Source organism: Enterobacter cloacae complex sp. IR5384, from assembly GCF_049237265.1.
GTDB classification, from domain to species: domain Bacteria; phylum Pseudomonadota; class Gammaproteobacteria; order Enterobacterales; family Enterobacteriaceae; genus Enterobacter; species Enterobacter cloacae.
In genome coordinates, this window is sequence record NZ_JBMKHJ010000008.1 from 49,915 (window position 1) to 66,809 (window position 16,895).

Annotated in this window: 21 protein-coding genes; 14 read left to right on the forward strand and 7 right to left on the reverse strand. The window is 54.4% G+C overall.

What is annotated here, in order from left to right; genetic code table 11:
- Nucleotides 1-33 precede the first annotated feature (33 nt).
- Complete coding sequence (locus tag ACOTX3_RS09315; protein ID WP_058678912.1) at nt 34-1,656, forward strand: isovaleryl-CoA dehydrogenase; 1,623 nt, start codon at nt 34-36, stop codon at nt 1,654-1,656.
- Here the strand turns inward: ACOTX3_RS09315 and ACOTX3_RS09320 are convergent.
- From ACOTX3_RS09320 to bsmA, 3 genes are all read right to left on the reverse strand, one after another.
- Nucleotides 1,653-3,584: a methyl-accepting chemotaxis protein gene (locus ACOTX3_RS09320; RefSeq protein WP_058678911.1), complete on the reverse strand. Its 1,932-nt coding sequence runs from the start codon at nt 3,582-3,584 to the stop codon at nt 1,653-1,655. The two genes, ACOTX3_RS09315 and ACOTX3_RS09320, sit on opposite strands and share 4 nt — an antisense overlap.
- A gap of 170 nt (nt 3,585-3,754) precedes the next feature.
- Nucleotides 3,755-4,042, reverse strand: coding sequence for a DUF1471 family protease activator YjfN (gene yjfN / locus ACOTX3_RS09325; protein ID WP_058678910.1), 288 nt, complete (start codon nt 4,040-4,042; stop codon nt 3,755-3,757).
- Nucleotides 4,043-4,178: 136 nt separating this feature from the next.
- Entirely contained in the window at nt 4,179-4,508 is a 330-nt protein-coding gene (gene bsmA, locus ACOTX3_RS09330; protein WP_071830088.1) for a biofilm peroxide resistance protein BsmA, read from the reverse strand.
- 137 nt (nt 4,509-4,645) lie between these two features.
- On the opposite strand from bsmA, the gene yjfP reads away from it, so the two are divergent.
- The gene (yjfP, locus tag ACOTX3_RS09335; protein WP_058678909.1) at nt 4,646-5,368 is read left to right on the forward strand and encodes an esterase; all 723 of its coding nucleotides are present in this window, start codon (nt 4,646-4,648) and stop codon (nt 5,366-5,368) included.
- Here yjfP and ulaR read toward each other — a convergent pair.
- A complete protein-coding gene (ulaR, locus tag ACOTX3_RS09340; protein ID WP_013095301.1) occupies nt 5,365-6,120 on the reverse strand; it encodes an HTH-type transcriptional regulator UlaR in 756 nt (251 codons plus the stop codon). The two genes, yjfP and ulaR, sit on opposite strands and share 4 nt — an antisense overlap.
- Before the next feature lie 110 nt (nt 6,121-6,230).
- Entirely contained in the window at nt 6,231-7,295 is a 1,065-nt protein-coding gene (gene ulaG, locus ACOTX3_RS09345) for an L-ascorbate 6-phosphate lactonase (RefSeq protein WP_010427455.1), read from the reverse strand.
- Between the two features lie 359 nt (nt 7,296-7,654).
- On the opposite strand from ulaG, the gene ulaA reads away from it, so the two are divergent.
- Genes ulaA through ACOTX3_RS09375 form a run of 6 tightly spaced genes read left to right on the forward strand, consistent with a single transcriptional unit; the run spans nt 7,655 to nt 12,069 of the window.
- Nucleotides 7,655-9,055, forward strand: a complete 1,401-nt coding sequence (gene ulaA / locus ACOTX3_RS09350; protein WP_013095302.1) for a PTS ascorbate transporter subunit IIC — start codon at nt 7,655-7,657, stop codon at nt 9,053-9,055.
- 12 nt (nt 9,056-9,067) lie between these two features.
- A complete protein-coding gene (ulaB, locus tag ACOTX3_RS09355) occupies nt 9,068-9,373 on the forward strand; it encodes a PTS ascorbate transporter subunit IIB (protein ID WP_004109091.1) in 306 nt (101 codons plus the stop codon).
- A gap of 9 nt (nt 9,374-9,382) precedes the next feature.
- On the forward strand, nt 9,383-9,850 hold the full coding sequence (ulaC, locus tag ACOTX3_RS09360) for a PTS ascorbate transporter subunit IIA (protein ID WP_013095304.1): 468 nt from the start codon (nt 9,383-9,385) through the stop codon (nt 9,848-9,850).
- A gap of 13 nt (nt 9,851-9,863) precedes the next feature.
- Complete coding sequence (ulaD, locus tag ACOTX3_RS09365; protein ID WP_013095305.1) at nt 9,864-10,514, forward strand: 3-keto-L-gulonate-6-phosphate decarboxylase UlaD; 651 nt, start codon at nt 9,864-9,866, stop codon at nt 10,512-10,514.
- Between the two features lie 9 nt (nt 10,515-10,523).
- Nucleotides 10,524-11,384 (forward strand): L-ribulose-5-phosphate 3-epimerase, encoded by an 861-nt coding sequence (locus ACOTX3_RS09370; protein WP_013095306.1) that lies wholly within the window; start codon nt 10,524-10,526, stop codon nt 11,382-11,384.
- Complete coding sequence (locus ACOTX3_RS09375) at nt 11,377-12,069, forward strand: L-ribulose-5-phosphate 4-epimerase (protein WP_127869106.1); 693 nt, start codon at nt 11,377-11,379, stop codon at nt 12,067-12,069. The genes ACOTX3_RS09370 and ACOTX3_RS09375 overlap by 8 nt, the downstream gene beginning before the upstream one ends.
- Before the next feature lie 140 nt (nt 12,070-12,209).
- On the opposite strand, the gene yjfY is transcribed toward ACOTX3_RS09375, so the two are convergent.
- Nucleotides 12,210-12,485, reverse strand: coding sequence for a DUF1471 family protein YjfY (gene yjfY, locus ACOTX3_RS09380; RefSeq protein ID WP_058678908.1), 276 nt, complete (start codon nt 12,483-12,485; stop codon nt 12,210-12,212).
- Between the two features lie 343 nt (nt 12,486-12,828).
- Here yjfY and rpsF point away from each other — a divergent pair, with 343 nt between their 5' ends.
- The 5 genes from rpsF to ACOTX3_RS09405 all read left to right on the forward strand — a co-directional run bounded on the left by rpsF (nt 12,829) and on the right by ACOTX3_RS09405 (nt 15,349).
- Nucleotides 12,829-13,224 carry a 30S ribosomal protein S6 gene (gene rpsF, locus ACOTX3_RS09385; RefSeq protein WP_003856034.1) on the forward strand — a complete coding sequence of 132 codons (396 nt, stop codon included), beginning with the start codon at nt 12,829-12,831 and terminating at the stop codon, nt 13,222-13,224.
- 6 nt (nt 13,225-13,230) lie between these two features.
- Entirely contained in the window at nt 13,231-13,545 is a 315-nt protein-coding gene (priB, locus tag ACOTX3_RS09390; protein ID WP_008502895.1) for a primosomal replication protein N, read from the forward strand.
- A 4-nt stretch (nt 13,546-13,549) separates the two neighbouring features.
- Nucleotides 13,550-13,777: a 30S ribosomal protein S18 gene (gene rpsR, locus ACOTX3_RS09395; RefSeq protein ID WP_000135199.1), complete on the forward strand. Its 228-nt coding sequence runs from the start codon at nt 13,550-13,552 to the stop codon at nt 13,775-13,777.
- 41 nt (nt 13,778-13,818) lie between these two features.
- On the forward strand, nt 13,819-14,268 hold the full coding sequence (gene rplI / locus ACOTX3_RS09400; protein ID WP_008502894.1) for a 50S ribosomal protein L9: 450 nt from the start codon (nt 13,819-13,821) through the stop codon (nt 14,266-14,268).
- A gap of 151 nt (nt 14,269-14,419) precedes the next feature.
- On the forward strand, nt 14,420-15,349 hold the full coding sequence (locus ACOTX3_RS09405; protein WP_013095309.1) for a DMT family transporter: 930 nt from the start codon (nt 14,420-14,422) through the stop codon (nt 15,347-15,349).
- A gap of 46 nt (nt 15,350-15,395) precedes the next feature.
- On the opposite strand, the gene ACOTX3_RS09410 is transcribed toward ACOTX3_RS09405, so the two are convergent.
- Entirely contained in the window at nt 15,396-16,040 is a 645-nt protein-coding gene (locus ACOTX3_RS09410; RefSeq protein WP_058678907.1) for an OapA family protein, read from the reverse strand.
- Between the two features lie 233 nt (nt 16,041-16,273).
- Between ACOTX3_RS09410 and fklB the strand changes: the two genes are divergently transcribed.
- The gene (gene fklB / locus ACOTX3_RS09415; RefSeq protein WP_008502892.1) at nt 16,274-16,894 is read left to right on the forward strand and encodes an FKBP-type peptidyl-prolyl cis-trans isomerase; all 621 of its coding nucleotides are present in this window, start codon (nt 16,274-16,276) and stop codon (nt 16,892-16,894) included.
- Nucleotide 16,895: the final 1 nt, after the last annotated feature.

Below are 16,895 nucleotides of genomic sequence, written 5' to 3' on the forward strand. Positions count from 1 at the left end.
TTATCTTCATTGCCACTGAAGGAGGGAGACAGCATGCACTGGCAAACACATACCGTTTTTAACCAACCCGCACCGCTTTCGAACAGCAACCTTTTTCTCTCTGATTGTGCCCTGCGTGACGCGGTGGCCCGCGAAGGCGCGGAGTGGGATAGCGAACTGCTGGCCAGTATAGGCCAGCAGTTAGGTACGGCGGAGTCGCTGGAGCTTGGCAGGCTGGCGAACGTCAATCCGCCGGAGTTACTTCGCTATGACCCTACCGGTGAGCGGCTGGATGATGTCCGTTTTCACCCCGCCTGGCATCTTCTGATGCAGGGGCTGTGCGCTAACCGGGTGCATAACCTGGCGTGGGAAGAGGAGGCGCGTAAAGGCTCCTTTGTCGCTCGCGCCGCGCGCTTCGTGTTGCATGCTCAGGTTGAGGCCGGAACGCTGTGCCCCGTGACCATGACGTTTGCCGCCACGCCGCTGCTGCAACAGGCGCTCCCTGAACCTTTCCAGAACTGGCTCACGCCGCTACTGAGCGATCGTTATGATCCTCACCTTGCCCCTGGAGCCCAAAAGCGCGGCCTGCTGATCGGCATGGGGATGACGGAAAAACAGGGCGGCTCGGACGTGCTCAGCAACACTACCAAAGCAGAAAAGTGCAGCGACGGCAGCTACCGGCTGGTGGGTCATAAGTGGTTTTTCTCTGTGCCACAAAGCGATGCGCATCTGGTGCTGGCGCAGGCGAAAGGCGGGTTGTCCTGCTTTTTTGTTCCTCGCTTTTTGCCTGACGGGCAGCGCAACGCCGTGCGCCTGGAGCGGCTGAAAGACAAGCTCGGCAACCGCTCTAACGCCAGCAGTGAAGCGGAGTTTCTGGATGCGTCCGGCTGGCTGTTAGGGGAAGAGGGGGAAGGGGTACGACAGATCCTTCGCATGGGCGGGTTAACGCGTTTTGACTGCGCTCTGGGCAGCCATGGGTTGATGCGTCGGGCATTATCCGTGGCGCTGTACCACGCCCATCAGCGGCAGACGTTCGGAAAAAACCTCATCGATCAGCCGCTGATGCGCGACGTCCTGAGCCGCATGGCGCTGGTGCTGGAGGGGCAAACGGCGCTGCTGTTTCGTCTTGCCCGGGCGTGGGATAAACGCGCCGATCCGCAGGAGGCGGCCTGGGCGCGGCTTTTCACGTCAGCCGCGAAATTCAGCGTCTGCAAAGCGGGTATCCCGTTCGTGGCAGAGGCGATGGAGGTGTTGGGCGGCATCGGGTACTGTGAGGAGAGTGAACTCCCCCGCCTGTATCGCGAGATGCCGGTGAACAGCATCTGGGAAGGCTCAGGGAACATCATGTGTCTGGATGTTCTGCGCGTTCTGGCGAAGCAGCCGGGTATGTTCGATCTGCTGGCAGAGGATTTTGCGCAGGTGAAAGGTCAGGACAGACACTTCGATCGTAGCTGGCGGCAGCTGCAGCAAAAACTGCGTAAACCGCAGGAGGCGCAGGGGCGGGAGATTGCGCATCAGCTATTCCTGCTGGGCGCCGGAAGCCAGATGCTGCGGCACGCCTCTCCGCCCGTCGCGCAGGCGTGGTGCCGCATGATGCTGGATACCCGTGGCGGCACGCTGATGACAGAGCAGGTTCAAAGCGATCTTCTGCTGCGCGCCACGGGCAGGGTAGGCTAGTTTTTAAGCTGGAACAGGCTCACCAGTTGAGTGAGGTGCGACCCTTTCTCGCGCAGTGATTGTGCGGTTTGCTCGCTGCGCGAGACGCGATCGGCGTTGATGTGGGAGGCTTCACCAATATGGGTCATGGCCAGATTCACCTGACGGATCCCCGCCGACTGTTCGCGGGATGCATGGTTAATCTCGGTCACCAGTTGGTTGATGTTATCGATGTGCGCGATGATGGCATCCATCGCCAGACGCGTCTGCTCTGAGAGCGCATGGCCTTCACTCACCTTGTTCAGCGTGTCGCCAATCAGCTGCTCAATCTCTTTCACCGCATTAGCGCTGCGTGCCGCCAGGGCGCGCACTTCCTGCGCGACCACAGCAAACCCTTTTCCGTGTTCGCCGGCACGTGCTGCTTCAACCGCTGCATTAAGCGCCAGAATGTTAGTCTGGAAAGCAATCGACTCAATCACACGCGTGATGTCCTCGATGCGCTTTGAGGCGTCGCGAATATCGTCCATGGTGGAGACCGCGTGCGTCACCGTCTCGCCCCCCTGATGCACCGCGCGTGAGGTTTCCCCCACCAGCTGCTGCGTCTGTTCCATATTGGCCGCGTTTTGCTGCACGGTTGCGGCGAGTTGTTCCATACTCGCGGAGGTCTCTTCAACGCTACTGGCCTGTTTGTTGATCTGCTCTGAGATCTCACCGGTATCAGAGGCCAGGGCGTTAGTGCCCAGATGGATCTCGCCTGCGGCCTCGCGTACCTGCAGGACAATCTTTTGCAGACCGCCGCCGATCCCGTTGATGGCGTCGATAAGCTGGCCAACCTCATCCTGGCGGGTAACGGACAGGCTGGCACGCAAGTCGCCTGCCGCATATTGCCGGGCAAGATGAATGACGTTACGCAGCGGGCGCGTCAGCATGCGACGAATGATAATAACAAACAGCGCGGCAAACAGGACTGACAGCGCCACGCCTGCCAGCAGGAAGCGATCCCGCATCGTGGTGACGCTTGAGAGCAGCGCCGATTTATCCACTTCCCCCACAATGGTCCAGTTCCAGCCCGGCAGCGGCGTATAGGCCATTTTCAGTATGCGACCATCCTCACTTGCGCGTTCCAGCGTGCCCGGGGTATTGCTCAGCAACTGCTGCTGGGTGGCGCTGTCCCACTCAGGAAGCTGGCCTTCCCGGTTCGAGTGGAACAGGAACTGTCCGCGCGTTTTACCGTTGCTGCGATCCAGCACGAAGAAGTGTCCGCTGTCACCTAAACGACGATTGAGGATTTTTTCGCGCATCACGTTCCAGGAGTGGGTGATATCCACACCAACAAAAATGATCCCAATGACCTGGCCTTCTGCGTTTTTGAACGGCTGATACTGGGTGATATAGCGCTTGCCGAACAGCAACGCCAGACCGCGATAGACCTCGCCTTTGGTGACGGCCGCATAGGCCGGGCTGGCAGTGTCCAGAATGGTACCCATTGCCCGATCGCCGTTCTCTTTGCGCAGGGAGGTGGCGACACGGACAAAATCATTACCGCTGCGCACAAACAGGGTCGAGATTGCCCCTGTACGCGTCAGGAAGTCGTCAGAAAGTGCATTGTTTTCATGCAGGCCCGTTTCACCCCCTTTCAGAAGGGGAACGCTAAGCCCGTTAATGGTCTGGAGTTGACTGCTGTCGACGCTCAAAGGCTGCGGTAAAAAGGTGGTGAACAGCCGGGTATAGCTCTCGACCTCTTCGCTCAGACTGGTGTTAAACATCTGTACCATATCAACCATACCGGTGGACTGGTTATGCAGGTCTTCTACCGCAAGGGCTTCAAGCTGCTGGCTGGCTTTATGGCTGAGCAGAAAAGTGAAAAGCAGAAACAGCGTGGCGACACTCACGCCGGTAAGAAGCGATAGCTTTGCGCCCAGACCCGCACGGCGAAAAAAGGTGATCATAAATTGCTCATTATTGAAAAGGTATGGCTTTTCAACGGCAGGACAGAGCTAACATTTACTTAAATAATGTAACAAAATGTTATCAAGTTGTTTTTAATAGGGTTGAAAGAAGATAAAAAATTTGCAAAAACGAAAAGCCACTAAAAATAAGTGGCTTTTATCGGAGGTGATTAGACGTAGAGAATAGCCTGTACGCGCCAATAATCGCTGCGGTTATCTTCCTGCATCTGAATAATTCGATACCAGGAAGCGCCCTGTTCATCGGCTTTTAGTGCCACGACACGTTCAACATCTTGCGGGCTCCCCGAAATGTTATTGACGGAGATCTGGCCAATTTCATTAAGGCCAGTGACGCAATCAGCACTGGCGAATTCTGCTGACTGTGCAGTCGTGCTCACAAGGCCTACTGAGAGCAACAGAGAGGTCAAAGCAAGAGTTCGTTTCATTGTCAGCTCCATTTCACATTTCTCCGGTATCCGCCGGGCACTCCTTCGCAAATAAACTCACTTCCATTGTCGCGGGCATGGAGTTTATTGTGGACAGGAAAATGTCTATGGACGCAAAGCAGTGTAAATGTCGTTCAAATGAAGATCGTTATTTACGGTACAAAATAGCCTGTGAATACCACTGTCCCGTAATGATGGTTTCATCGATCATAATGATGACGTAATAATCTGCTTTGGCGGCGGCAGCTTGCGCCTTTATTGACTCCTCTGCGTCATCCGGGGATCCGCGAACCAGCGCGGAGACGGTACCCATTCGTTGTAATCCTTCCGTCTGATTACGACGAATCTCCTGCGGATGGTCGGCGACCGGGGGAGCGGGTTGCGGTGTCCCCTGTAGTGCACTACAGCCACTGAGCAGAACCAGCAACAATAAAGTAGCAAACCTGCGCATAACCATATCTCGTTTCCTGATAGCCATAGTGTAGTTGTCTGCGAATTTAGTTTTGGGGGAATGTTCCCGAAGTGTTATCTGGTACGTATATTTCGAATGAAAATATCGTGAAAGCGTAATCCAGTTCTCAACATTATGAATCATTCATCAGCACAGGGTCGACAATGATTGAAATTGAAACTCGCCGCCTCGGCAATCATGAAATATTACACGCTATCCCTGCGGGAAAAAGTGCACACCCGCTGCCTGTTGTGGTTTTTTATCATGGCTTTACTTCATCGAAGCTGGTTTACAGCTACTTTGCGGTGGCGCTGGCGCAGGCCGGTTTTCGGGTAGTAATGCCGGATGCACCCGATCACGGTGCACGTTTTACCGGTGATGAACAGGTGCGACTTGGGCAGTTCTGGCAGATTTTGCACGGTAGCCTTACCGAATTTGCCGGGCTGCGCGATGCGCTTTACCAGGCGGGGCTGGTGGCGAATCAACGGCTGTCGGTGGCCGGCGCATCGATGGGGGGAATGACGGCGCTCGGGATCATGGCCCGCCACCCTGAGGTGAGCTCCGTGGCGTGCCTGATGGGCTCGGGCTATTTTACGTCATTGTCAAAAACGCTGTTTCCACCGCAAGACGCGACGGAGATTGATGCGTTGCTGGCCGAATGGGAAGTGACCCGGGCGTTACCGCGTCTGGCCGATCGCCCGTTGCTGTTGTGGCATGGTGACGCGGATGATGTGGTGCCCCCTGGCGAAACCTTCCGTCTCCAGCAGGCACTACAGCGCGAAGGGCTGGACGGCAACCTGACCTGCCTGTGGGAAGCGGGGGTTCGCCACCGTATCACGCCAGCGGCGCTGGACGCGACGGTGGACTTTTTCCGCCAGCATCTTTAAACGCGCAGAATTTTGACGCCCTGATCTTCCAGCTTCTGCAGGATCTCTGGATTGGCATGTTTGCCGGTGATCACCATGTCAATCTGTTCGGCGCGGCTGAACAACATGCCAGCTCGCTCGCCGACTTTGCTGCTGTCGACCAGTACGACGAGCTTGCCCACGACGTTAAGCATATTTTGCTCTGCCATCGCGGTTAACATGTCGGTTTTGTAGAGCCCGTCTGCTGTCAGGCCTTTGCCGCTGGTAAACATCCAGTGCCCGGCATAGAGGCTGTTTTCGCTATCCTGGGGACTGAGGGTAATGGACTGGCTCTTATTATACTGGCCGCCCATGATCACCACGCTTTCATGTTCCTGATCGATAAGATAGTTAGCCAGCGGCAGATAGTTGGTGATGATTTGCACCGGTTTACCGCACATCTCGCGGCCCAGCAGAAATGCCGTGGAGCCGCAGTTGATCACCACGCTCTCACCCGGGTTGACCAGCTGTGATGCGGCTCTGGCAATGCGCACTTTTTCATCGTGGTTTTGCGCCTGATGGATGTTCATCGGCGTCCAGCGGGGGCGCTGCTGGCTGATGGCTTCCGCGCCGTTACGGACTTTTTTCAGCTTACCGCTCTCATCCAGTTTGTTGATATCTCGTCGTGCCGTCGCGGGGGAAATCCCTAAACGTTCGATCACTTTCTCGACGGTGATAAACCCTGTTTGCGCCAGGAGTTCCAGTAATATTTGATGCCGTTGCGCTTCCGTCATGAGCTATTCCGATAAGAATTGATTTGAAAAGATGATATTTGAAATAGCGTGAAATTACTAAAATAAATATGAAATCGCCAGACGCAAGGTCTGGCGATGGGGTTTCACAATCAGAGGAATGACTTGAACGGCAGGTCTGGCTCAATGGTGAAGCAATCATCGAAACCGCGTGGGTAGTGATACTCGAGATTGTCTTTGTCCAGCGGCCAGGTGAACTTGCCGCCTACCTGCCAGATAAATGGCTTGAAGCCATACTTCAGACGGTCTTTTTTCATCTCCCACAATACGCGGATTTCCTGCGGATCGGCCTGGAAGTTTGACCAGATATCGTGGTGGAAAGGAATCACCACTTTGGTGTTCAGTGCTTCCGCCATGCGCAGCATATCGGCGCTGGTCATTTTGTCGGTAATGCCGCGTGGGTTCTCGCCGTAGGAGCCCAGCGCCACGTCAATCTGATGCTCGTTACCATGCTTCGCATAGTAGTTGGAGTAGTGAGAATCACCGCTGTGGTACAGGGAACCGCCAGGGGTTTTAAACAGATAGTTCACTGCTCGCTCATCCATGCCGTCTGGCAGGACGCCTGCGGCTTTCTGGTCAGCAGGCAGGGTGATCAGCGCGGTGCGGTCAAAGGCGTCCAGCGCATGGATTTCAATGTCTTTAATTTTCACCACGTCGCCTGGCTTCATGACGATGCAGCGCTCTTTCGGCACGCCCCAGCCAATCCAGAGATCCACGCAGGTCTGCGGCCCGATAAACGGCACGTCGTCCGCGCAGTTTTGCATCACCGCTGCCGCCACGTTTACATCGATGTGATCGTTATGATCGTGGGTGGAAAGGACGGCGTCGATCTGGCGAATGGCAAAAGGATCAAGAACAAACGGCGTGGTACGCAGGTTCGGCTGCAATTTTTCTACACCTGCCATGCGCTGCATCTGATGACCTTTTTTCATCAGTGGATTGCCGTGGCTCTGTTTGCCGGTACCGCACCAGAAATCAACGCAAATATTGGCGCCACCCTCGGATTTCAGCCAGATGCCGGTGCAACCCAGCCACCACATTGCAAACGTACCAGGAGCAACCTGTTCCTGCTCAATCTCTTCATTCAGCCAGCTGCCCCATTCCGGGAAGGTGCTCAGAATCCATGATTCACGGGTGATGGTGTTCACTTTACTCATCGTTTTGACTCCTGGTTTAATCAAAAGTAATCATTTGGTGATTTGTTGTGATTGATGCTGGCACTATTTTAATCGGTTTGCAACGAGTAAATTGAGGAAATTTATCTTCGTCATGTCACAGATAATCCTTTTCTACGTTGTTAGAATATCCTCTATAAATGATTAATTGCATGAATTATAAGAAATAATTTATACGTGGGAATCGGTAGTGAAAATCATTACTAACACCATGGAAATAATTTGCGTGATACGTCACAAATAATCAAATGCAATCTTGTGGTGATTATTTGTGATTAATAGAGTGATGGCACCAACCGAACAGGGATTACCCCCTCGTGTTCTCATTTCTGGAGAGAGTTATGGAGATCCTCTACAACGTCTTTACCGTGTTTTTTAATCAGGTAATGACTAATGCCCCGCTTTTGCTGGGTATCGTGACGTGCCTGGGCTACATCCTTCTGCGCAAAAGCGTCAGCGTCATCATCAAAGGCACAATCAAAACCATCATCGGTTTCATGCTGTTGCAGGCGGGTTCAGGCATTCTGACCAGCACCTTTAAGCCTGTGGTTGCGAAGATGTCGGAGGTGTATGGCATCAACGGCGCCATCTCTGACACCTACGCGTCGATGATGGCCACCATTGACCGCATGGGAGATGCCTACAGTTGGGTGGGGTACGCGGTACTACTCGCGCTGGCGTTGAACATCATTTACGTTCTGCTGCGCCGCATTACCGGCATCCGCACCATCATGCTGACTGGCCACATTATGTTCCAGCAGGCCGGGCTGATTGCGGTGTCTCTCTATATCTTCGGCTACCCCATGTGGACCACGATTATCTGCACCGCCGTGCTGGTATCGCTCTACTGGGGTATCACCTCCAACATGATGTACAAGCCGACGCAGGAGGTCACCGACGGCTGCGGTTTCTCCATCGGCCATCAGCAGCAATTCGCCGCCTGGCTCGCTTACAAGGTCGCACCGTACCTGGGTAAAAAAGAGGACAGCGTAGAAGATCTCAAGCTGCCGGGCTGGCTGAATATCTTCCACGACAACATCGTCTCAACCGCCATTGTGATGACCATCTTCTTCGGCGCCATTCTGCTCTCCTTCGGGATTGATGTGGTGCAGGCGATGGCGGGGAAAACGCACTGGACGGTTTATATCCTGCAAACCGGTTTCTCCTTCGCGGTAGCCATTTTCATCATTACCCAGGGCGTCCGTATGTTTGTTGCCGAACTGTCTGAAGCCTTTAATGGGATCTCCCAACGTCTGATTCCTGGTGCGGTGCTGGCGATTGACTGTGCGGCTATCTACAGCTTTGCGCCAAACGCGGTGGTCTGGGGCTTCATGTGGGGCACCATCGGCCAGTTGATTGCGGTAGGCATTCTGGTCGGCTGCGGCTCATCCATTCTGATTATTCCTGGCTTTATCCCCATGTTCTTCTCCAACGCCACCATTGGCGTCTTTGCTAACCACTTTGGCGGCTGGCGCGCGGCGCTCAAGATCTGTCTGGTGATGGGCATGGTGGAGATCTTCGGTTGCGTGTGGGCGGTCAAGCTCACCGGCATGAGCGCCTGGATGGGCATGGCGGACTGGTCAATCCTGGCACCGCCAATGATGCAGGGCTTTGCGTCCGTCGGGCTGGTCTTTATGGCCGTCATCATCCTGATTGCTCTGGCTTATATGTTCTTCGCTGGCCGTTCTCTGCGAGCTGAAGAAGATGCGGAAAAACAAACAGCAGAAGTTTCTGCTCATTAAGGAGTTTCGATTATGACCGTACGTATCCTGGCTGTGTGTGGCAATGGGCAAGGTAGCTCCATGATCATGAAGATGAAAGTGGACCAGTTTTTAACCCAGTCAAACATTGACCACACGGTGAACAGCTGCGCGGTGGGTGAATACAAAAGTGAACTAAACGGCGCCGATATCATCATCGCGTCTACCCATATCGCCGGTGAAATTAGCGTTTCTGGCAACAAGTATGTCGTGGGGGTACGCAATATGCTCTCCCCTGCGGATTTCGGCCCAAAACTGCTGGAAGTGATCAAAGCGCACTTCCCCCAGGACGTGAAGTAAGGACGCCACATGAAACTACGTGATTCGCTGGCAGAGAATAACTCCATCCTTTTACAGGCCGAGGCCAGCACCTGGCAGGAGGCGGTCAAGCTGAGCGTGGATCTGCTGGTTAAGGCTGACGTTGTCGAGCCGCGGTATTACCAGGCCATTCTTGATGGTGTGGCGCAGCATGGTCCTTATTTTGTCATCGCGCCAGGCCTTGCAATGCCACACGGTCGCCCGGAAGAGGGCGTGAAGAAAACCGGCTTCGCGCTGGTAACGCTGAAAACGCCTTTGGTGTTTAACCATGAAGATAACGACCCGGTCGACATTCTGATCACCATGGCGGCCGTCGATGCCAATACCCATCAGGAGGTTGGCATCATGCAGATCGTTAACCTGTTTGATGACGAAGCGAATTTTGATCGTTTACGCGCCTGCCGCACCGAGCAGGAAGTGCTGGATTTAATTGATAACGCCACAGCGGCGGCAGTTTAAGAAGGAATTGAAAATGTCATTACCAATGTTGCAGGTCGCGCTGGATAACCAGACTCTGTCCGATGCGTATGAAACCACCCGCTTGATTGCGGAAGAGGTGGATATTATCGAAGTTGGCACCATTCTGTGCGTAGGCGAAGGCGTGCGCGCCGTTCGCGATCTGAAAGCGCTCTACCCGCATAAAATCGTGCTGGCCGATGCCAAGATTGCCGATGCAGGCAAAATTCTCTCCCGCATGTGTTTTGAAGCCAATGCCGACTGGGTCACTGTGATCTGCTGTGCAGATATCAACACCGCGAAAGGCGCGCTGGATGTGGCGAAAGAGTTCAACGGCGATGTGCAGATTGAACTGACCGGTTTCTGGACCTGGGAACAGGCCCAGGCGTGGCGCGATGCTGGCATTCAGCAGGTCGTTTATCACCGCAGCCGTGATGCGCAGGCCGCCGGCGTGGCGTGGGGAGACGCGGATATCAGCGCCATTAAACGTCTTGCTGACATGGGCTTTAAAGTGACCGTTACCGGTGGCCTGGCACTGGAAGATCTGCCGCTGTTTAAAGGTATCCCTATTCACGTCTTTATCGCGGGTCGCAGCATTCGTGATGCCGCGTCTCCGGTGGAAGCGGCACGTCAGTTCAAACGTTCAATCGCTCAGCTTTGGGGCTAAGGAGCGGATATGTTGTCTAAACAGGTCCCGCTTGGCATCTATGAAAAGGCACTCCCTGCGGGGGAGTGCTGGCTGGAGCGGCTGAAACTGGCGAAACAGTTGGGCTTCGATTTTGTCGAAATGTCCGTGGATGAGACCGATGAACGTCTTTCTCGCCTCGACTGGAGCCAGGAGCAGCGTCTGGCGCTGGTGAGTGCGGTCGCCGAAACGGGCGTACGCGTGCCGTCCATGTGCCTCAGTGCCCACCGTCGTTTTCCGCTTGGCAGTGAAGATGATACGGTGCGTGCGCAGGGGCTGGAGATCATGCGTAAAGCCATTCGTTTTGCGCAGGATGTGGGTATTCGCGTGATACAGCTTGCCGGGTATGACGTTTACTATCAGGAAGCCAATGACGAAACGCGTCGTCGTTTTCGTGATGGCCTGAAAGAGAGCGTTGAAATGGCTAGCCGCGCGCAGGTGACGCTGGCGATGGAGATCATGGACTATCCGTTAATGAACTCGATCAGCAAGGCGCTGGGCTACGCGCATTACCTGAACAATCCGTGGTTCCAGCTCTATCCTGATATCGGCAACCTGTCGGCGTGGGATAACGACGTACAAATGGAACTGCTGGCGGGGATGGGCCATATCGTCGCGGTTCATGTCAAAGATACGCGTCCTGGGGTATTCAAAAACGTTCCGTTCGGCACCGGGGTGGTGGATTTCGAACGGTGCTTCCAGACGCTCAAACAGGCGGGGTATTGCGGACCTTACCTGATTGAGATGTGGAGCGAAACGTCAGATGACCCGGCAGGTGAGGTGGCTAACGCTCGCGACTGGGTACGGGAACGTATGGCACGGGCCGGCTTACTGGAGGCTGAATATGCTTAAGCTTAAGCTTAAGCAGCAGGTCTTTGACGCTAATATGGATCTCCCTCGCTATGGGCTGGTGACCTTCACCTGGGGAAACGTCAGTGCTATCGACCGAGAGCAAGGGCTCGTGGTGATTAAGCCTAGCGGCGTGGCATATGACGCCATGAGCCCTGACGATATGGTGGTGGTTGATCTTGAGGGTAACGTTGTCGACGGCAAATGGCGCCCTTCTTCAGATACAGCCACCCATCTGGCGCTCTACCGGCGTTACCCTTCTCTGGGCGGCGTAGTGCATACGCACTCTACGCATGCCACAGCCTGGGCACAGGCGGGGCGGGCCATTCCGGCTCTGGGAACCACGCATGCGGACTACTTCTTTGGTGACATTCCGTGCACGCGGGCACTCACGCAGACAGAAGTGGAAGGCGAGTACGAGCTCAACACTGGCAACGTCATTATCGAAACGCTGGGTGAGAGCGAACCGCTGCATACGCCGGGCATTGTGGTCTATCAGCACGGTCCGTTCGCCTGGGGAAAAGATGCGCATGACGCTGTCCATAACGCGGTAGTCATGGAGGAGGTGGCACGCATGGCGTGGATTGCTCGCGGCATCAACCCACAGCTTCAGGGCATTGATGATTACCTGATGAACAAACATTTCATGCGCAAGCACGGTCCAAACGCCTATTACGGGCAGAAGTGAATAAGTGCTCTGGAATACCGAAAACAGTTGTAACCGGTGGTATTTCAGAGCCATTCATAAAAAAAAGCCCCCGGGCAGGGGGCAAGTAAAACGATGGCTATATTCTTTTTGTTGGCTTTCCTGGTGCTAGCGTCAAAGCGTTATCGGTAAATATCTGCACTGGCGTGCATGTTGCCGTTGCTGCCGGGCTCACGCATCAGAATGACGTGGTAGTAATTTGCCCCCTGAGCATCGGTTTCTTTATTAAGCGCGTGATCTGCTTCGCTCTCTGTGGCGAAATGGTGATTGATGTAAATAACGCCTAAGCTCTGCACATCATCCATGTTTCTGGCCTGTCGGCTGTCTATCTTGATGGCTGCCATCGCGTTTGCACTGAGCAAAAGCGCAGCCATTACGGCAATTGCGATTTTTTTCATGATATGCGCTCCACGACTGCGTGCTGTGAGACGGTTGTTTGCTCCCCTCCGGTATTTATATGGTCTCTGATTAAAGTGTAATCACTTATCCGGCGAGGATGCGTGACCATTTCTGATGCAGTTGTTCAAAAAAACAACGCTTCCTGATGTGGTTAATTTTAAATCACCCACTTAGACCAGCTTTGCGGTTTGTGCGAATTATTTGTGCAATCAGCTTGAGTTTCCTGGGGGGCGCAAGTATTATGACGCGTCAATTTTTCAGCCGACCTTTAACACGTTCCTTGCCTCCCCGGGCCTCGGCTGACCCAGACAGGAGGCTGAATAATCCGTAAGGAGCAATTCGATGCGTCATTACGAAATCGTTTTTATGGTCCATCCTGACCAGAGCGAACAGGTTCCGGGTATGATCGAGCGTTACTCTGCTGCCATCACTGGTGCAGAAGGTACGATCCACCGTCTGGAAGACTGGGGCCGCCGTCAGCTGGCTTACCCGATCAACAAACTGCACAAAGCACACTACGTTCTGATGAACGTTGAAGCTCCGCAGGAAGTGATCGATGAGCTGGAAACTACCTTCCGCTTCAACGATGCCGTTATCCGCAGCATGGTTATGCGTACCAAACACGCAGTTACCGAAGCATCTCCGATGGTTAAAGCGAAAGACGAGCGCCGTGAGCGTCGCGATGATTTCGCAAACGAAACCGCAGATGATTCTGATGCTGGGGATTCTGAAGAGTAATTTCTGATGACCAACCGTCTGGCGTTGTCCGGCATCGTATGCAGGGCTCCCCTTCGAAAGGTCAGTCCATCAGGAATTCCGCATTGCCAGTTCGTGCTTGAGCATCGTTCTGTGCAAGAGGAAGCCGGGTTTCACCGGCAGGCGTGGTGCCAAATGCCCGTTATCATTAGCGGACACGAAAACCAGGCCATTACTCACAGTTTAACGGTCGGTAGTGCAGTAATCGTTCAGGGGTTCATCTCTTGCCACAAGGCAAAGAACGGTCTGAGCAAAATGGTTCTGCATGCCGAGCAGATTGATTTGATAGATTCTGGAGACTAGCCATATGGCACGTTATTTCCGTCGTCGCAAGTTCTGCCGTTTCACCGCGGAAGGCGTTCAAGAGATCGACTATAAAGATATCGCAACGCTGAAAAACTACATCACCGAAAGCGGTAAGATTGTCCCAAGCCGTATCACCGGTACTCGTGCAAAATACCAGCGTCAGCTGGCTCGCGCTATCAAACGCGCTCGCTACCTGTCTCTGCTGCCGTACACTGATCGTCATCAGTAATCGGGCACGGTCCATTAATACGACTTTAAGAGGATAAGGTAATGCAAGTTATTCTGCTTGATAAAGTAGCAAACCTGGGCAGCCTGGGTGATCAGGTAAACGTTAAAGCGGGCTACGCTCGTAACTTCCTGGTTCCACAGGGTAAAGCTGTTCCTGCTACCAAGAAAAACGTAGAGTTTTTCGAAGCACGTCGTGCTGAACTGGAAGCCAAACTGGCTGACGTTCTGGCGGCTGCTAACGCTCGCGCTGAAGCAATCAACGCACTGGGCACTGTTACCATCGCTTCCAAAGCTGGCGACGAAGGTAAACTGTTCGGTTCCATCGGTACCCGCGATATCGCTGATGCAGTTTCTGCAGCAGGCGTTAAAGTGGCTAAGAGCGAAGTTCGTCTGCCGAACGGCGTTCTGCGTACCACTGGTGAGCACGAAGTTGACTTCCAGGTTCACAGCGAAGTGTTCGCTAAACTGGTTGTTAACGTTGTAGCTGAGTAATTTTTTACTCTGCTCGCGTCGAAGCGCCGGCCTTGTGCCGGCGTTTTGCTTTTTAAAGCCTGACGAACCTCTCTTTTAGCTTGTATGGTCGCGATTCCTGACGCATTCTCTGATAATAAAATGAAACGCAATTTTATCTTTGAGATTTGCCATGGAAACCGCTCTCTCTACGCCTGTCTTTGCCCGTCGCAATGTGGCCTACGCCTGCGCCACACTCTGCTGTCTGCTCTGGGGTAGCTCTTACCCGGCCATTAAAAGTGGCTATGAACTCTTTCAGATCGCAACCGATGATATCCCGTCAAAAGTCGTCTTTGCCGGATACCGTTTTCTGTTTGCCGGAGCACTGCTGCTGCTGTTTGCGCTGGCACAGCGTAAACCCATCGCCAGGCTCACGCCCACGCAGTTTGGCCAGCTTACGATCCTGGGACTGACGCAGACCACCATTCAGTACACCTTCTTTTATATCGGGCTGGCATACACCACGGGCGTAAATGGCTCGATCATGAATGCCACCGGCACCTTCTTCAGCGTACTGCTGGCGCATTTTATCTACCACAACGACAAGCTCAGCTATAACAAAACGCTGGGCTGTATTCTGGGGTTTGCCGGGGTGATGCTGGTGAATTTCCACAGTGGTATTCGTGATTTCCGCTTTGTCTGGAATGGTGACGGGTTTGTGGTGCTGGCGGCGTTCATCCTCTCCGCCGCCACGCTTTACGGCAAACGGATTTCCCAGACGGTTGATCCCACGGTGATGACCGGCTGGCAGCTGGGCATTGGTGGTCTTGCGCTGGTGGCAGGGGGATATGCAACGGGCGGGACGCTGGAGGTGCATAGCCTTACCGCGGTGGCGGTATTAGGGTATCTGACGTTGCTCTCATCCGTCGCCTTCGCCCTGTGGAGCGCGCTACTGAAAGTGAACCGCGTCAGTATGATTGCCCCGTTCAACTTTGTGATTCCCGTCGCCGGGACGGTACTGTCCGCTATTTTCCTCGGCGAAAACATCCTTGAGATTAAATACGCGATTGCGCTGGTGCTGGTCTGCTCGGGGATCTGGTGGGTGAATAAACGGAGTGCCTGAGAACAAAAGTGCCGGGTGGCGGCTTCGCCTTACCCGGCCTACGCCATTACCGTGCTCTGATAAAACTGCCGTCTGGCTGGCGGGTAAACAGCACCTGTTGGCCATTACCCGTATCAATCGTTAGCCCGGTGACCACGCCGCTGGCATTCTGGCGGATCAGCACCATCTGGCCGTTCTGCAGGTTACTGAGCGGCTTACCCGCACCTTCTACCTGAGCCATCGCATAGACATCGGTTGGCGGCAGGTTATGGTCGCGGAACAGCTGAGCAAGCGTTTTGCCCGCCTCCACGCGGTAGGAACGCCATTGCTGCTCAATGCCGGTTGGCTGCTGCGTCTGCGGTTCAGACGGGGCTGCGGCCTGCTCCTGCGGCTGTTCTTCCTGAATAGGCTCTGGCTCAACCGGTGCAACCTGTCCCGGATCGTTAGACGGCGTCACAAGCTGTGTCTGCATGGGCTGCGCATCAGGCTGCGGGCGCGTTTGTGACTGAAGATCCAGTTGCGCATTGCGGGTGACCGGTGCGGTGTCGACATCATCGCCGCCAGAAGGGAGCAGGAAACCGACGATCACCAGCAGCGCGCCTATGATAATCCCTCTGCGATGCAGAGGAGGTAGCGGGTCCATAATGCGAAAATTGTCCGGCGCATGCCAGATTTTCGCCAGGGTAGGTTTCAGTTCAAATCGCCCGGGCATGGCTCTCCTCCTGCTCCGCGTCTTTTTTATCCTGTGCTCCGAAGTATAGTTCGCTAACTGCCTGAACGGCGTAGCAAACCCGACATCCGTGACATCCATTCGGGATTAATCCTGGTTACCTCTATTGTTTCTGTTTCGTCGCAGTTTGTCACCTTAACTTCAGACAAAGTTTTACCCATAAGGGCATGGCTGCTATGCTGCCCGCTACTTTAAATGTGATGGAAGGAAAACCCATGACCACCCCGACTTTTGACACTATCGAAGCGCAGGCAAGTTACGGTATCGGCTTGCAGGTAGGACAGCAACTGAGCGAATCCGGCCTGGAAGGTCTGTTACCAGAAGCGCTGGTGGCGGGTATCGCTGACGCGCTGGAAGGCAAACAGCCAGCCGTTCCGGTTGATGTTGTGCACCGTGCGCTGCGTGAAATCCACGAACGTGCGGACGCTGTGCGTCGCGCGCGCTTCGAAGAGATGGCGGCAGAAGGCGTGAAATATCTGGAAGAGAACCGTGAGCGTGAAGGCGTGAACAGCACCGAGTCTGGCCTGCAGTTCCGCGTGATCAACCAGGGCGACGGCGCTATCCCGGCACGCACTGACCACGTTCGCGTGCACTACACCGGTAAACTGATCGACGGTACCGTGTTCGACAGCTCTGTTGCACGCGGCGAACCGGCTGAATTCCCGGTTAACGGCGTTATCGCAGGCTGGATTGAGGCTCTGACCCTGATGCCAGTCGGCTCCAAATGGGAACTGACTATCCCACACAACCTGGCGTACGGTGAGCGTGGCGCTGGCGCGTCCATCCCACCATTCAGCACCCTGGTGTTTGAAGTCGAGCTGCTGGAAATCCTGTAAT

Excerpts from the sequence above, each read along its gene's own strand:
- ACOTX3_RS09315 (WP_058678912.1), top strand. The coding sequence starts at position 34 with ATGCACTGGCAAACACATACCGTTTTTAACCAACCCGCACCGCTTTCG.
- ACOTX3_RS09320 (WP_058678911.1), bottom strand. The coding sequence starts at position 3,584 with ATGATCACCTTTTTTCGCCGTGCGGGTCTGGGCGCAAAGCTATCGCTT.
- yjfN (WP_058678910.1), bottom strand. The coding sequence starts at position 4,042 with ATGGAGCTGACAATGAAACGAACTCTTGCTTTGACCTCTCTGTTGCTC.
- bsmA (WP_071830088.1), bottom strand. The coding sequence starts at position 4,508 with ATGGCTATCAGGAAACGAGATATGGTTATGCGCAGGTTTGCTACTTTA.
- yjfP (WP_058678909.1), top strand. The coding sequence starts at position 4,646 with ATGATTGAAATTGAAACTCGCCGCCTCGGCAATCATGAAATATTACAC.
- ulaR (WP_013095301.1), bottom strand. The coding sequence starts at position 6,120 with ATGACGGAAGCGCAACGGCATCAAATATTACTGGAACTCCTGGCGCAA.
- ulaG (WP_010427455.1), bottom strand. The coding sequence starts at position 7,295 with ATGAGTAAAGTGAACACCATCACCCGTGAATCATGGATTCTGAGCACC.
- ulaA (WP_013095302.1), top strand. The coding sequence starts at position 7,655 with ATGGAGATCCTCTACAACGTCTTTACCGTGTTTTTTAATCAGGTAATG.
- ulaB (WP_004109091.1), top strand. The coding sequence starts at position 9,068 with ATGACCGTACGTATCCTGGCTGTGTGTGGCAATGGGCAAGGTAGCTCC.
- ulaC (WP_013095304.1), top strand. The coding sequence starts at position 9,383 with ATGAAACTACGTGATTCGCTGGCAGAGAATAACTCCATCCTTTTACAG.
- ulaD (WP_013095305.1), top strand. The coding sequence starts at position 9,864 with ATGTCATTACCAATGTTGCAGGTCGCGCTGGATAACCAGACTCTGTCC.
- ACOTX3_RS09370 (WP_013095306.1), top strand. The coding sequence starts at position 10,524 with ATGTTGTCTAAACAGGTCCCGCTTGGCATCTATGAAAAGGCACTCCCT.
- ACOTX3_RS09375 (WP_127869106.1), top strand. The coding sequence starts at position 11,377 with ATGCTTAAGCTTAAGCTTAAGCAGCAGGTCTTTGACGCTAATATGGAT.
- yjfY (WP_058678908.1), bottom strand. The coding sequence starts at position 12,485 with ATGAAAAAAATCGCAATTGCCGTAATGGCTGCGCTTTTGCTCAGTGCA.
- rpsF (WP_003856034.1), top strand. The coding sequence starts at position 12,829 with ATGCGTCATTACGAAATCGTTTTTATGGTCCATCCTGACCAGAGCGAA.
- priB (WP_008502895.1), top strand. The coding sequence starts at position 13,231 with ATGACCAACCGTCTGGCGTTGTCCGGCATCGTATGCAGGGCTCCCCTT.
- rpsR (WP_000135199.1), top strand. The coding sequence starts at position 13,550 with ATGGCACGTTATTTCCGTCGTCGCAAGTTCTGCCGTTTCACCGCGGAA.
- rplI (WP_008502894.1), top strand. The coding sequence starts at position 13,819 with ATGCAAGTTATTCTGCTTGATAAAGTAGCAAACCTGGGCAGCCTGGGT.
- ACOTX3_RS09405 (WP_013095309.1), top strand. The coding sequence starts at position 14,420 with ATGGAAACCGCTCTCTCTACGCCTGTCTTTGCCCGTCGCAATGTGGCC.
- ACOTX3_RS09410 (WP_058678907.1), bottom strand. The coding sequence starts at position 16,040 with ATGCCCGGGCGATTTGAACTGAAACCTACCCTGGCGAAAATCTGGCAT.
- fklB (WP_008502892.1), top strand. The coding sequence starts at position 16,274 with ATGACCACCCCGACTTTTGACACTATCGAAGCGCAGGCAAGTTACGGT.